This window comes from Kitasatospora sp. cg17-2, assembly GCF_054031055.1.
The window spans coordinates 6,700,555-6,714,247 of record NZ_CM132923.1 but is presented as its reverse complement, the minus strand read 5'-3'; the positions used below and the strand labels follow the sequence as shown (position 1 = coordinate 6,714,247).

General features: G+C 72.4%; 12 protein-coding genes and 1 tRNA gene. 7 read left to right on the top strand and 6 right to left on the bottom strand.

The features are described 5' to 3' along the window. The first annotated feature begins 166 nt into the window (after positions 1-166). From ACW14Y_RS28270 to ACW14Y_RS28250, 5 genes are all read left to right on the top strand, one after another. On the top strand, positions 167-1,522 hold the full coding sequence (locus ACW14Y_RS28270) for a vWA domain-containing protein (RefSeq protein ID WP_380299826.1): 1,356 nt from the start codon (positions 167-169) through the stop codon (positions 1,520-1,522). Positions 1,523-1,595: 73 nt separating this feature from the next. Beyond that, entirely contained in the window at positions 1,596-2,867 is a 1,272-nt protein-coding gene (locus ACW14Y_RS28265) for an FHA domain-containing protein (RefSeq protein WP_456983746.1), read from the top strand. A gap of 158 nt (positions 2,868-3,025) precedes the next feature. Further along, on the top strand, positions 3,026-3,943 hold the full coding sequence (locus tag ACW14Y_RS28260; RefSeq protein WP_380299828.1) for an ABC transporter ATP-binding protein: 918 nt from the start codon (positions 3,026-3,028) through the stop codon (positions 3,941-3,943). After that, positions 3,940-5,082, top strand: coding sequence for an ABC transporter permease (locus ACW14Y_RS28255; RefSeq protein WP_402723531.1), 1,143 nt, complete (start codon positions 3,940-3,942; stop codon positions 5,080-5,082). Before ACW14Y_RS28260 ends, ACW14Y_RS28255 begins: the two co-directional genes overlap by 4 nt. A gap of 103 nt (positions 5,083-5,185) precedes the next feature. Continuing rightward, positions 5,186-5,590, top strand: coding sequence for a globin (locus tag ACW14Y_RS28250; protein ID WP_266274292.1), 405 nt, complete (start codon positions 5,186-5,188; stop codon positions 5,588-5,590). A 39-nt stretch (positions 5,591-5,629) separates the two neighbouring features. Here the strand turns inward: ACW14Y_RS28250 and ACW14Y_RS28245 are convergent, their stop codons facing one another. The 5 genes from ACW14Y_RS28245 to ACW14Y_RS28225 form a co-directional block, all read right to left on the bottom strand. Then, positions 5,630-6,328, bottom strand: coding sequence for a hypothetical protein (locus ACW14Y_RS28245; protein ID WP_380299830.1), 699 nt, complete (start codon positions 6,326-6,328; stop codon positions 5,630-5,632). Between the two features lie 81 nt (positions 6,329-6,409). Beyond that, entirely contained in the window at positions 6,410-6,850 is a 441-nt protein-coding gene (locus ACW14Y_RS28240; RefSeq protein ID WP_328954801.1) for an acyl-CoA thioesterase, read from the bottom strand. A gap of 113 nt (positions 6,851-6,963) precedes the next feature. Further along, positions 6,964-8,628, bottom strand: coding sequence for an energy-dependent translational throttle protein EttA (gene ettA, locus ACW14Y_RS28235; RefSeq protein WP_078880160.1), 1,665 nt, complete (start codon positions 8,626-8,628; stop codon positions 6,964-6,966). Between the two features lie 376 nt (positions 8,629-9,004). Next, positions 9,005-10,501: a Cys-Gln thioester bond-forming surface protein gene (locus ACW14Y_RS28230; protein ID WP_380299832.1), complete on the bottom strand. Its 1,497-nt coding sequence runs from the start codon at positions 10,499-10,501 to the stop codon at positions 9,005-9,007. Positions 10,502-10,861: 360 nt separating this feature from the next. Beyond that, positions 10,862-11,377, bottom strand: a complete 516-nt coding sequence (locus tag ACW14Y_RS28225) for a single-stranded DNA-binding protein (RefSeq protein ID WP_380299833.1) — start codon at positions 11,375-11,377, stop codon at positions 10,862-10,864. 646 nt (positions 11,378-12,023) lie between these two features. Between ACW14Y_RS28225 and ACW14Y_RS28220 the strand changes: the two genes are divergently transcribed. Then, positions 12,024-12,099: transfer RNA gene (locus tag ACW14Y_RS28220), tRNA-Arg, on the top strand. A 254-nt stretch (positions 12,100-12,353) separates the two neighbouring features. On the opposite strand, the gene ACW14Y_RS28215 is transcribed toward ACW14Y_RS28220, so the two are convergent. Further along, entirely contained in the window at positions 12,354-12,968 is a 615-nt protein-coding gene (locus ACW14Y_RS28215) for a TetR/AcrR family transcriptional regulator (protein WP_380299834.1), read from the bottom strand. 78 nt (positions 12,969-13,046) lie between these two features. Here ACW14Y_RS28215 and ACW14Y_RS28210 point away from each other — a divergent pair, with 78 nt between their 5' ends. Beyond that, complete coding sequence (locus ACW14Y_RS28210; RefSeq protein WP_456983741.1) at positions 13,047-13,607, top strand: GNAT family N-acetyltransferase; 561 nt, start codon at positions 13,047-13,049, stop codon at positions 13,605-13,607. Positions 13,608-13,693 lie beyond the last annotated feature (86 nt).

The following is a 13,693-nucleotide window of genomic DNA, read 5'->3' as shown; positions in this document are numbered from 1 at the left end:
ACCGAACCCCGAGCACCGGACCCCGGACACCGAGCCCGGGACCCCGAGCACCGGGCCCCGGGCCACCCGCCCGGGCCGCAAGCACCGAGCGACCATCCGCGCCCCGTCCCACCGGCGCGGCCACCACCCGCGCACCATCCGACGATCCGACGGGAGCCACCGGCCCATGGCAACACTGGCGAAGCCGAACCTGCCCAGGTTCGATGTGGAGATCTTCCAGAACGAGTACCTCGCGGACGGCGCCCGCGAAGTGAACGCCATCGTCACCGTCACCGCGACCGGCGGCGGCACCTCGGGCGGCCGCCCGCTCGGCATCGCCGACGCCCCGGCGGGCGGCGACGGGCAGTCCGCCGCCGTGGTGATCCTGGTGGACTGCTCCGGCTCGATGGACTACCCGTCCAGCAAGATGCGCGGTGCCCGCGAGGCCACCGCCGCCGCCGTCGACACCGTCCGCGACGGCGTGGCCTTCGCCGTGGTCGCCGGCACCCACGAGGCCCGCGAGGTCTTTCCCGGCGACGGCACCCTCGCCATCGCCTCGCCGGAGACCCGGGCCCGGGCCCGGGAGTCGCTGCGCCGGCTCACCGCGGCCGGCGGCACCGCCATGGGCACCTGGCTGACCAAGGCCGACCAGCTCTTCCTCACCCGCCGGGACATCCCGATCCGGCACGCCATCCTGCTCACCGACGGCAACAACGAGCACGAGACCGCCGCCGAGCTGGAGCGCGCGATCGGACGGGTCACCGGCCACTTCACCGCCGACTGCCGGGGCGTCGGCACCGACTGGAAGGTCGAGGAGCTGCGCAAGATCGCCTCCGCGCTGCTCGGCACCGTCGACATCGTCCCCGAGCCCTCCGGCCTGGCCGAGGACTTCCGCTCGATGATGACCGGCGCGATGGGCAAGCAGGTCGCCGATGTCGCCCTGCGGGTCTGGACGCCCGCCAACGCGGTGGTGAAGTTCGTCAAGCAGGTCGCCCCCGCGCTGGAGGACCTCACCGGCCGCCGGGCCGAGGCCGGACCGAGGGCCGGTGACTACCCGACCGGCTCCTGGGGCGACGAGAGCCGCGACTACCACGTCTGCGTGGAGGTCCCGGCCGCGGCCGTCGGCAACGAGATGCTGGCCGCGCGGATCAGCCTGGTCCTGCCGCCCTCGGCCGCCGGGGGGACGCCCGAGGTGCTGTCCCAGGGTCTGGTCAAGGCGGTCTGGACCGACGACCTCGCCTCCTCCACCCGGATCAGCCCGCAGGTCGCCCACTACACCGGGCAGGCGGAACTCGCCGCGGCGGTCCAGGAGGGCATGGAGGCGCACCGCGCCGGGAACGTCCACCTCGCCACCACCAGGCTGGGCACCGCCGTCCGGATCGCCCACGAGACCGGGAACGAAGGCACCTACAAGCTGCTGCAGAAGGTGGTGGACGTGGTGGACCCGAAGGAGGGTACCGTTCGGTTCCGTAAGAACGTGAGCGAGGCCGACTCGATGATCGTCGAGACCCGGTCGACCAAGACCGTCCGCGTGAAGAAGTGACCGCCGAAGCGCCGACCGGGCCGCGAACCGGCCGGGCCCAGGCCCGGCCGAGCTGGAATTGAGGGGGGACCTGATGCCGATCTGCCCGAGGGGCCACGAGTCGCAGGCCGAGGACTGGTGCGACTTCTGCGGATTCCCGATGACACCGCCGCAGCCGCTGCCGCCGCCGCCCGGCGCGCACCCCGGTGCCCCGGGGGCGCACGGGGCGCACGGCGCGCCGTACGGTGCCACGCTCCCCCCGGGCGCGATGCCCCCGCCGCCTCCCGGCTCGATGCCGGCACCGGGTTCGATGCCGCCGCCCCCGCCACCGGCCCCGCAGGGCTTCCCCGACCTCACCGAGGGCCTGGTGATCTGCCCGATCTGCCGCAGCCCGCAGACCGGGCGGTTCTGCGAGGAGTGCGGGTACGACTACGACCTGTCCTCGCCGCAGCGGGCCCAGCAGCCGCCGTTCCCGCCCCCGGCCCCGCCGCCCGCGCCCGCCCCGCTGAACATCCCGGCGGCGTACGGCGGCGCCCCGGCGGCCCCGGCCGGGGCGCAGCTGGCCGAGGCTCCGCCGCTGCCGCCGCAGCACCACCAGCAGCAGCACCAGCAGCACGGCGCGCCCGCCGGCTACGGCTACCCGCCGCCGGCCCACGGCCAGCAGGCCCCGGCGCCCGGCCCGGTCGAGGCGGCGCCGTACGGCCCGCCGGCCGGTGAGGCGCCGTACGGACCTCCCGTCGAGGCGCCGTTCGGCCCGCCGGCCGAGGCCCCGTACGGGCTGCCGCCCGCGCACCCGGAGCAGCAGCGGCCGCCGGTCCCGCGCGAGGACTCCGGCCCGGTCTACGCCCAGCCCGGACCGGCCCGGCGCGGCGACGAGTTCGGCACCTCGTTCCACCTGGCCCCGCCGGTGCCCCCGCAGGCCGAGCAGCCGCCGGCCCCGGCCGCCGAGCCGGTGCGGACCACCTGGTTCGCGGTGATCGCCGCCGACCGCCAGTACTTCACCGACATGATGGCCCGCAGCGGTCCGGAGGCGGCCGGGCTGTTCTTCCCGCCGTACTGCCCCGAGCGGCGGATCCCGCTGACCGGGCGCGGCCAGCTGCGGATCGGCCGGCGCAGCCAGCACCGCGGCACCGTGCCGGAGATCGACCTCTCGGTCGCGCCGGAGGACCCGGGCGCCTCGCACCAGCACGCCCTGCTGGCCGAGCAGCCGGACGGCACCTGGGTGCTGGTCGACCAGGACTCCACCAACGGCACCACGGTGAACGGCGGCGCGGAGCCGATCTCCCCGCACACCGCGATCCCGCTGGGCGACGGCGACCGCGTCCACATCGGCGCCTGGACCACGATCACCCTGCACCGCGCCTGAGCGGGTACCGACGGCGGTGGGGCGGTGCGGTCCCGGGGTCTCCCGGACCGCACCGCCCCTCCCCGGAGTCACGGCTCAGCGGCACCTTGTAAAAATGATCATCAAATGATGCTTCGACATCTCCCCGTCGTGACCCTGCAGCCCTACCCTCAGTCGATATGACTGCTGCAATATCCGCCGACGGTATCCGTCAGCGGTACGGGGACGTACAGGCCGTCGACGGAGTGTCACTCACCGTCGAGGCCGGCGAATTCTACGGAATCCTGGGCCCGAACGGCGCCGGGAAGACCACCACGCTGGAGATCCTGGAGGGGATCCGCAAGCCCGACGAGGGCCGGATCGAGCTGCTGGGCCTGGCGCCCTGGCCGCGCAACCCCAAGCTGCTGCGCCGCATCGGCGTCCAGTTCCAGGCCTCCGCCTTCTTCAACCGCCTCACCGCCCGGGAGACCATCCGCACCTTCGGCTCCTTCTACGGCGTCGGCCCCAAGGCCGCCGACGCGATGCTGGAGCGGGTCGGCCTGACCGAGTCGGCCGGGGTGATGACCGACAAGATGTCCGGCGGCCAGGCCCAGCGGCTCTCGATCGCCTGCGCCCTGGTCCACGGACCGGAGCTGGTCTTCCTCGACGAGCCGACCACCGGCCTCGACCCGCAGGCCCGCCGCAACCTCTGGGACCTGCTGCGCGCCATCAACGCCGAGGGCCGCACCGTCGTCCTGACCACCCACTACCTGGACGAGGCCGAGGTGCTCTGCGACCGCGTCTCGGTGATGGACCGCGGCCGGATCCTGCGGACCGGGGCACCCGCCGCGCTCATCCGCGAGATCGACGACACCGTCCGGATCAGCGTGGAGTCCGGGCAGCTGCCCATCGACACCGCGCGTGAACTGCTCACCGCCGCCGGGGCGGAGACCACCTCGCTGGAGGACGACGGCGTCTCGCTCTCGCTCTCCACCCGGCTGCCCGCGCCGGTGCTCTCCGTGCTGGCCGACCGCGGCGCCCTCCGGGGCCTGGAGGTCCGCGGCGCCACCCTGGAGGACGTCTTCCTCCAGCTCACCGGACGGGAGTACCGCGCATGACCGCCGAGCCCACCACGGCCGCGCCCGTGCAGGCCCCCGCACCGGACGGCCCTCCCCCGGCCGAGCGCGAGCGGGTCTCCGCCTTCGCCAGCCTCTCCCGGGTGATGATCGTCTCCTTCGTCCGCGACCGCAGCGCGCTGTTCTTCGTGCTGCTGTTCCCGCTGATGTTCCTGATGCTGTTCGGCACCCTGCTCAAGGGCGCCTCCAGCCCGCACGCCAAGGTCGAACAGGTCGGCGCCGTCCGGGTCCTGGACTCGGTCCAGGGCGAGGCCCGGGCCGGCCTGGAGCAGGTGCTGACCATCTCCAAGGGCGACGACGAGGCCGCCGCGCTGGAGAAGGTCCGCAAGGGCGACCTCGACGCCATGATCAAGGAGGGCCCGGACGGCAAGGTCGTGGTCCGCTACAGCGCCGCCGACCAGGTCCGCGCCGGCTCCGTCCAGGGCATCGTCAACTCCGTGGTCCAGCAGGCCAACCAGGCCGCCACCGGCAAGCCCCCGGCCTTCGTCATGGAGAGCAGCCAGGTCGAGGACGGCTCGCTCAAGCCGATCCAGTTCCTCACCCCCGGCCTGCTCGGCTGGGCGGTGGCCACCGGCGCGGTGTTCGGCGCCGCGCTGACCCTGGTCGGCTGGCGGCAGAAGAAGGTGCTGCGCCGGCTGCGGCTCGCCCCGGTGAGCGCCGGGTCGGTGATCGCCTCCCGGGTCGCGGTCTCCGTCCTCACCGCGCTGGTCCAGACCGCCGTCTTCCTGGTGGTCGCGACCACGCCGTTCTTCGGGCTCAAGCTCACCGGCGACTGGTGGCTGATCGTCCCGCTGGTGGTCTGCGCGACCGTCGCCTTCATGTCGATCGGCCTGCTGGCCGGTTCGATCGCCAAGACCGAGGAGGCGGCGAACGGCATCTCGCAGATCATCGTGCTGCCGATGTCGTTCCTGTCCGGCTCGTTCTTCCCCACCGACGGCATGCCGGGCTGGCTGGAGGCGATCTCCCAGGCACTGCCGCTGCGGCACCTGGTCACCGCCTCGCAGTCGGTGCTCTCCCGGGGCGGCGGCGTGATGGACGCGCTGCCGACCATGGGCGGCCTGCTGCTGTTCGCGGCCGTGATGACCGGCATCTCCTGGAAGCTGTTCCGCTGGGAGGACTGACCGCCCGCCCCTCCCCCGGTCGGCCCGTGCGGGGTCGTACGCCGAAGGTCCTGGTCCCCAGGTCCCGGTGTACGGCCCCGCCGCCGTCTGCGACCATGGTCCGGTGAACGAGATCCGGCGTGGCACGCCCAGCGAGGAGACCTTCTTCGAGCAGGTCGGTGGCGAACCGACCTTCCGGCGGCTGGTCCACCGGTTCTACCAGGGCGTCGCGGAGGACGAGTTGCTCCGGCCGATGTACCCCGAGGAGGACCTCGGGCCGGCCGAGGAGCGGTTCACGCTCTTCCTCATGCAGTACTGGGGCGGCCCGCGCACGTACAGCGAGCAGCGCGGCCACCCGCGGCTGCGGATGCGGCACGTGCCGTTCAAGGTGGACCGCGCGGCGCACGACGCCTGGCTGAAGCACATGCGGGTCGCCGTGGACGAGCTGGCCCTGCCGGCCGAGGCCGAGCAGCAGCTCTGGGACTACCTCACCTACGCCGCCGCCTCGATGGTCAACACCGAGGGCTGACGAGGCCCCGGGCCCCGCGCGCGGGGCCCTACGAGGTGGCTACGCGGGGCGGACCGGGCTGAGGCCCAGGCCCGCGCCGAGCGCCGCCGCGGTGCGCAGGGCCACCGAGCCCGCCGGGGCGGAGAGCCGCAGCCAGCCGCCCGCCCGGTGCACGGTGAGCGGGGCCACCGGGTCCAGGAAGCCGATCACCCGGGCCGCGTGGGCGGCGCGCAGCGGCAGTTCGGGCAGGACGGCGACCGGGCGGGACCAGATCTCGTCGGCCAGCGCGTCGAGCACCGGCCGGGTCCGGTGGTGCTCCGGGACGGCCTCGCTGCGCTCGCGGAACTCCCGCACGGCGGCCATCACTTCGCCGTACACCTGGGCGGCGGGCGGTTCGCCGACCGGCCGCCAGCCGGTGCGCGGCGGCAGCAGCCCGGCCCAGGCCGGACCGGTGACCGGTCCGGGCAGGGCGAGGGTGTTCGCCCCGGTGTCGACGCCGTCCAGCAGCTGCCCGGCCGAGACGGTCAGGTCGACCGGCCCGTCGAGCCCGGCGAGCCTGGCGGTGCGCACCGCCAGCACACCGGAACCACCCAGCGGCAGCCGCCCGAAGACGGCCAGCACACCGCTGCCGTCCGGTTGCGGCACGCCCTGGGACCGGACCGCCGCGGCCCGGTCGAAGCGCAGCAGTCGGACCAGGAAGGCGGCCAGGTCGGCGGCCTCCCCGGCGTCGGCGAGGGCGAGGGTGGCGGTGCTGTTCAACGCTGCGGCTCACATCCGGGGCATCGGGCGGGCGGAACGGTCGGTCGGCGGGTGCCGGGCGGTGGCCGGCGCCGGGTGCGGTCAGACCGCGACGGCCGGCTCCTCGTCCACGAACCGCGACAGGAACTCCCGCTCCACCGGGCTTATCCGGCGCGGCCGGCCCTCCGCCAGGTCGTAGGGGACGACCACGGTCGAGGCCCGGACGTAGACCGTCTCGGTGCCGTCCTCGGCGGTGTCCTTGATCTCGTAGGAGACCGTCAGCGAGGCGCCGCCGATCCGGGTCACCCAGGTCTCGATCGTGACCGGCTCGGGCCGGTGCACCAGCGGGCGCTTGTAGTCGATCTCGTGGCGCGCCACCACCGAACCGCCCGCGAACTCGCCGGCGCCCGCCTCGGCGGCCTGGGTGAACATGAAGTCGATCCGGGCCTCCTCCAGGTAGCGCAGGAAGACCACGTTGTTGACGTGCCCGAAGGCGTCCATGTCGGACCAGCGCAGCGGGCAGGCGTAGATGTGGCGTGACACGGGTGTTCTCCTCGACCTTCGGTGCCCGCCGGCGTCGGCTGCCGGTCGGGCCGCGGCCCGGCAGACCCGCCCCCGGTGGGGCGGATCTGCCGGGCCGTCGTCATGGCTGGCTGTCAGCCGCGGGTCAGCTTCTTGTAGGTGGCCCGGTGCGGACGCGCCGCGTCCGAGCCCAGCCGCTCGACCTTGTTCTTCTCGTACGAGTCGAAGTTGCCCTCGAACCAGAACCACTTGCTCTCGCCCTCGTAGGCGAGGATGTGGGTGGCGACCCGGTCCAGGAACCAACGGTCGTGGGAGATGACCACGGCGCAGCCGGGGAACTCCAGCAGCGCGTTCTCCAGCGAGGAGAGGGTCTCGACGTCGAGGTCGTTGGTGGGCTCGTCGAGGAGCAGCAGGTTGCCGCCCTGCTTCAGGGTGAGCGCCAGGTTGAGGCGGTTGCGCTCACCGCCGGAGAGCACGCCGGCCGGCTTCTGCTGGTCCGGGCCCTTGAAGCCGAACGCCGAGACGTAGGCGCGGGACGGCATCTCGACCTGACCGACGTTGATCCAGTCCAGACCGTCGGACACGACCTCCCAGAGGGTCTTCTTCGCGTCGATGTTGGCGCGCGACTGGTCGACGTAGCTGATCTTGACCGTGTCGCCGACCTTGACCGTGCCGCTGTCCGGGGTCTCCAGGTCCAGGAGCATCTTGAACAGGGTGGTCTTGCCGGCGCCGTTCGGGCCGATGATGCCGACGATGCCGTTGCGCGGCAGGGTGAAGCTGAGGTCGTCGATCAGGACCTTCTCGCCGAAGGCCTTGTTGAGGTTCTCGACCTCGATGACGACGCTGCCCAGACGCGGGCCCGGCGGGATCTGGATCTCCTCGAAGTCCAGCTTCCGCATCTTGTCGGCCTCGGCCGCCATCTCCTCGTAGCGGGCCAGACGCGCCTTGGACTTGGCCTGGCGGCCCTTGGCGTTGGAGCGGACCCACTCCAGCTCTTCCTTGAGCCGCTTGGCGCGCTTGGCGTCCTTCTGGCCCTCGACCTTGAGCCGGGACTGCTTGGTCTCCAGGTACGTGGAGTAGTTGCCCTCGTACGGGTAGGCGCGGCCGCGGTCGAGCTCCAGGATCCACTCGGCGACGTTGTCCAGGAAGTACCGGTCGTGGGTGACGGCGACGACGGTGCCCTTGTACTTCTCCAGGTGCTGCTCCAGCCAGTTCACCGACTCGGCGTCCAGGTGGTTGGTGGGCTCGTCGAGCAGCAGCAGGTCCGGGGCCTCCAGCAGCAGCTTGCAGAGCGCCACGCGGCGCTTCTCGCCACCGGAGAGCTTGGTGACCGGCCAGTCGCCGGGCGGGCAGCCCAGGGCGTCCATGGCCTGCTCCAGCTGGGCGTCCAGGTCCCAGGCCTCGGCGTGGTCGAGGTCCTCCTGGAGCTTGCCCATCTCGTCCAGCAGGGCGTCCGAGTAGTCGGTCGCCATCAGCTCGGCGATCTCGTTGAAGCGGTTGAGCTTCCCCTTGATCTCCTTGACGCCGTCCTCGACGTTCTCCAGGACGGTCTTGGACTCGTCGAGCGGCGGCTCCTGGAGCAGCATGCCGACGGTGAAACCGGGCGAGAGGAAGGCGTCGCCGTTGGAGGGGTGCTCCAGGCCGGCCATCATCTTCAGCACGGTGGACTTACCGGCACCGTTGGGGCCCACGACGCCGATCTTCGCCCCGGGGAGGAAGCTGAGCGTCACGTCGTCAAGGATGACCTTGTCGCCGTGCGCCTTGCGCACCTTGCGCATCGTGTAGATGTATTCCGCCACGTGAGATCGCTCCGGCGTCGTCGGGGAGTTATTCGGCTTGCAGCCTTCCATTGTGCCGCACCGGAACGGGAGCCCCGAACGGCTGCTCCCCACCGGGCGCCCGCCCGCCGCGGTCCGGCGCCGCTCCGCCCCCGGTCCGCCCCCGGTCCGCACCGCCCGGCGGCGCCCCGCATCCCCGCGCCGCGGTGTCCTGCCCCCGTCCTGACCCCTGCCCTGACCCCGTCCTGCCCCTGTCGTCCGGACGCGCGAAGGCCCGGCTCCCCGCACACGTGGTGCGGGGAGCCGGGCCGTTACGGGCTGTTCGGCGCCCGGTGCTCCCGGGTCAGTGCCCCGGTCCTACCGGATCGGCCTCGGGCCGGTGCCCAGGGCCGGTGCCTCAGGCGGCGTTGCCCTGGCGGCGACGGCGCAGCAGGAAGACCGCGGCACCGCCGGCCACGACCAGACCGCCGGCGACGGCGGCGATGACCGGGGTGGCGTCGCTACCACCGGTCTGGGCCAGACCGCCGGTGGTGCCCGGGGCGGTGCTGGTCGGCGCCGGGTGGGCGGCCGTGGTGGTGGCCGAGGCGGACGGGGTCGCGCTCGGGGTCACGACCGGAGCCGGGGTGGTCGGGGCCGCGGTGGTCGGCGCCGGGGTCGACGGCTTGGTGCTCGGGGTGGTGGCCGACGGGGTCGGGGTCGGGGTCGGCGTGGTCACGCTGGTGTTCTTGCAGTCCAGGATGCCCTTGAAGTTCTTGCTGAAGCCGTTCGGGCCGGTGACGGTGATGTCGTAGGCCGTGTCCTCGGCGACCGGGACGATCACGGTCTCGATCTTGCCCGGCTGGACGGTGATGTCCTTGCCCGGCTTCACCGAGACGGCGGCGGCCTCGTCGCCGCCGTTGGCGACGGAGACCTTGACGCCGTTGGAGACGCACTCGACCACGGCGGAGCTGTCGACCAGCGGGCCCTTGGCGGCCTTCCAGGTCGCCTTGGCGGTGTCCTTGACGGCGAGCTTGGTGGAGCCCGCCAGGATCATGGTCTGGCTGTGCTTCTCCGGGGTGTAGCCCTTGCTGAGGAAGACGCGGCCGCTGGGCACGACCGTCTCGGCGTTGGCGTTGATGCTCGCGGTGCCGTCCGGGGTGCCGGCCGGGACGTCCAGCCACAGCTGGGTGTCCTTGGCGATCGGACCGGGCAGGTCGGAGACCGGCTTGTTGTCCTTGTCGACCAGCTTGACCTTGTCGGCGGCGTCGCCGGCGAGCGCCAGCTTCACCTCGTTGGCACTGGAGTTGAGGGTGAACGGGCCGAGCTTGGTGCCCGGCTTGCCCGACACCGAGTCCGGGGTCAGGCTCAGCGAGGGCTTGGGCTCGGCGGCGATGCCCTTGTTCTTCTCGCTGACCAGGTAGTCGCGGAGCTGCTTGGCCTCGGCGTCCACCGGGACGGCGTTCTTGCCGTCGGAGAACTTCCAGATCGCGGCCTGGGTACCGGCGGCGGCGTCCTCCTTGGTGAGCTCGCCCTTGACGCCGGCGTCGGCGGCCAGCTTCTTGAGGTCCGTCACCTGCGGGTAGGAGTTCTCCAGGATCCAGCGGATCTTGGAGGCGTCCTGGGCCTTCTCCGGGCGGCCGAGCGAGCTCGACTTCCAGTCGGACTCGCGGTACTCGATGGCCTTGGTGATGTCGACCGGGTGGTCGATGTCGATGCAGTACGTCTTGATCTCGCCGTCGGCCGTCTTGAGGGTGAACAGCCCGCCCTGGATCGAGTGGCTCCCCTCGATGGCGATCTCCTCGCTCATCAGGGTCGGCTGGACCACCGCCGTGACGCCGCCGCCCGGCTCGTCGGCCGCAGCCGCCGCACCGGCCGCGAACAGGCCCCCGGCCAGCGCGGTGCTGGTCGCGAGCATGACAGTGGTTATGCGGGGAAGCGCCCGCCCCTGCCTCTGGAACATCTTGGGATCCCTTCGGGCCGGGCCATGCCGGTGGGCAGCCCGCCTTGCTTGCCGCGCCCCCTGTGGCGCCGCTTCACGATGTGAACCAGACGAATCCTATGGAGCCCCGGAGGTCCGGAAACCCCCATGCGAAATTAGGACGATTCCGTATCTCGATCGTTATCAACCCTCCCACTATCCACACAAGCTGACGGGTAGCCAGAATTACCGGATCATTCCGCTAACCGGAACAGGATTGCGCGCACGGGCGCAACGACCGTCTCGATTCACATATTTGTCGACAGTCGGACGACCCGTCGGACACCCGTCGGGCCGCTAGGCGTCACCCCCACTTTCCCCCTCGGTCGCCGGCCCGTCGCCGCCGTCCACCGCCCGCCGCCCCCTCAGGGCGTCCACGATCCACCCGGGCACCGCCTCGCCGAAGGCCGCCCCGGCGCCGGGGCCCGGCTCCTCCGGCACTCCGCCCCGACCGCCCGGCGCCCAACTGAACCTGGCCGTACCGCGACTCAGGTCGTGCCCGACCGACCGGGCGTCGATCTCGACCCGACTGCGCTTCGCCTCCCCCTCGGCCCACTCCCGCACCCTCAGTCGCCCGCTCACCACCACCGGGTCGCCCTTCGTCAGCGAGTCGATCAGATGCCCCGCCAGCGACCGCCACGCCGTCACCGTCAGCCACTGCGTCTCGCCGTCGACCCAGACCTCCCGCGCCCGGTCGAAGCGCCGCTCGGTCGAGGCCAGCCGGAAGTTCGCCACCGGCACCCCGCCGGGGGTCAGGGCGTACGTCACCTCCGTGGCGACATTCCCGATCACCGTCACCTGCGTACCGTTCACAGCCACACTCCGTTCTCGCTGTTGCACCGTACGGAATCGACCGGCACACCCGGAGAGTGCGCTTCCCGGGAAATGCGCGCAGCTGAGTTCGGAAATCCTGTGGACAAATCGGGCCTGTGGAAAACCACCGTCGCCCGCAGGGGTGAATTTCGGCCTTTGTACGACCGTCGCACCGTCGCTCTGCGCGGCCATGACAACAAACCGGGGGGCTCCCGCGCGGCCCGGACACCCGCAGGGGTGGCCGTGCCGACCGTCCGCGCACGTCATCCGACCGAAGGAACCCGAATGCGGCCCCCCACCCGCGTCGATGCCGCCCCCGGCCGCGGTGCTTTCTCCGTGCCGAATCCATAACGGGTGTGCAGACAGCCCCGTAACGAGTGCACAACGTCCGGCGCCGAAGACCGCCAGACCGCTGCACGCACGGCGTTCACCTGCGATTATCGGACCGCTCCACCTAGGCCGACACACCAACGGCGGTGTCGTAACACCCGACCGAGGAACGGAGCACCCTTATCCTGTCCCCTGACAGGGCAGGGACCCGCCACCCCCCACACCCCATCCTCAGGTACGGGGACGGACAGCGGGCGCCACGCGCCCACCGCCCGATCCCGGCAACGGTCACGCCCTCCCGGGCGCCGTCCGTCCCGCCCCCATAGCTCAGCGGATAGAGCACCCGCCTTCTAAGCGGTAGGTCGCAGGTTCGAATCCTGCTGGGGGCGCCACACACCTCGCGACGTCCTCCCACCGGGCAGTTCGCGTATTACCCGTACCGGTCAATTGCGGACGCCCCGCCGAGCGGCCGACCGCTCTTCGGCACCCAGCGCGCATAACCCGTGACCATGCGTGTCATGCACTCTCCGAAAAGTCCCCGCCGGGGAATTCCGGTGCCGTAAACACCGGCACCGAACACCCGGTGGCACCGGCGCCGAGGACCCCGCGTCGCCGATGTCGGACACCCGCCGCCGGCGGCCCGCCGTCAGGCCGGGGCCAGTCCCGCCAGATAGGCGTCCAGCAGTTCCACCTGCCGCTCCGCCGGAAACTCCGCCGGGGCGAACAATGCCTGCACCACCAGCCCCAGGACGAAGCTCTGCGCACCCGCCGCGAGCCCGTCCGCCGCGGGCCCGGCCGGCAGCTCCCCCAGCCGCTGCGCGTCCGCCACGCACTCCGCCAGCACCCGCCGCGAGCGCGCGTACCGCGCCGCGTGAGCCTCCGCCAGCTCCGGATCGGCCAGCGCGACGTCCCAGGAACCGACCCAGATCCGGTTGCCCGCCCGGCCCGGCGCGTCCAGCGGCAGGATGTCCAGCAGCGCCGCCCGCAACCGGGCCAGCCCGGGCGCCGGCGGCGGCCCGCCGTCCGCCGGCGCCAACCGTCGCGGCCGCTCCAGCGAGCGCCGGTCCAGCAGCTCCAGCGCGTGCGCGACCAACGCCTTCTTGCTGGGGAAGTAGTGCGTCAGCAGCCCGGTGGTGGCCCCCATCTCGGCGGCCACCGCACGCAGCGTCAGCGCCTCGAAACCCCGGGTCGACAGCACCCGCCACACCGCCTCCGAGACTTCGGTCCGGCGGGCTTCGTGGTCTCCACGGGCAGGCGTCATGGGGTTATCTTACGTACCAAACGTTTGTTACGCATGACGCACCGATCCGACCGACCCCTCGTTGCGAAAGGCACGCCCATGTTCGCCGTACCCCTCTCCGAGAACGCCGAGCTCCGCCCGCTGGAGCCCTGGCAGGCCCCCGAGTACCTGGAGCACATCGAGCGCGGCCGCGCCCACATCGACGCCTGGATCAACTGGGCCGGCCTCGCCACCGACCTCGACTCGGCCCGCACCGTCCTGCAGAACTACGCCGACCGCCAGGCCGCCGACACCGCCCGGCTGTACGGGATCTGGCTGGACGGCACGCTGGTCGGCGGCGTGATGTTCGTCCGGTTCGACGCCAAGGCCGGCAGCTGCGAGATCGGGGTCTGGACCGAGCCCGCCGGCCAGGGCCGGGGCCTGGTCGGCACCGCCGTCCGGCACCTGATCGACTACGCCTTCACCGTCCGCGGCCTGCACCGGATCGAGTGGCACAACCAGCCGGCCAACCTCCGCAGCCGGGCCGTCGCCCAGCGGATGGGCTTCACCCTGGAGGGCGTGCTGCGCGAGAGCTACCTGCACGCCGGGGTCCACCAGGACGGCGAGGTCTGGTCCCTGCTCACCCACGAGTGGAAGCCCCAGGGCGCCCCCACCGGCTGAGCCAGGACCGCGGCGGCGGGGCCCGGACCCCACCGGCTGAGCCCGGACCGCAGCGGCGGGGCCCGGTGGACGACTCCACCGGGCCC

Coding starts and splice junctions, on each gene's coding strand:
- ACW14Y_RS28255 (WP_402723531.1), top strand. CDS start 3,940: ATGACCGCCGAGCCCACCACGGCCGCGCCCGTGCAGGCCCCCGCACCG.
- ACW14Y_RS28265 (WP_456983746.1), top strand. CDS start 1,596: ATGCCGATCTGCCCGAGGGGCCACGAGTCGCAGGCCGAGGACTGGTGC.
- ACW14Y_RS28270 (WP_380299826.1), top strand. CDS start 167: ATGGCAACACTGGCGAAGCCGAACCTGCCCAGGTTCGATGTGGAGATC.
- ACW14Y_RS28210 (WP_456983741.1), top strand. CDS start 13,047: ATGTTCGCCGTACCCCTCTCCGAGAACGCCGAGCTCCGCCCGCTGGAG.
- ACW14Y_RS28260 (WP_380299828.1), top strand. CDS start 3,026: ATGACTGCTGCAATATCCGCCGACGGTATCCGTCAGCGGTACGGGGAC.
- ACW14Y_RS28230 (WP_380299832.1), bottom strand. CDS start 10,501: ATGCTCGCGACCAGCACCGCGCTGGCCGGGGGCCTGTTCGCGGCCGGT.
- ACW14Y_RS28215 (WP_380299834.1), bottom strand. CDS start 12,968: ATGACGCCTGCCCGTGGAGACCACGAAGCCCGCCGGACCGAAGTCTCG.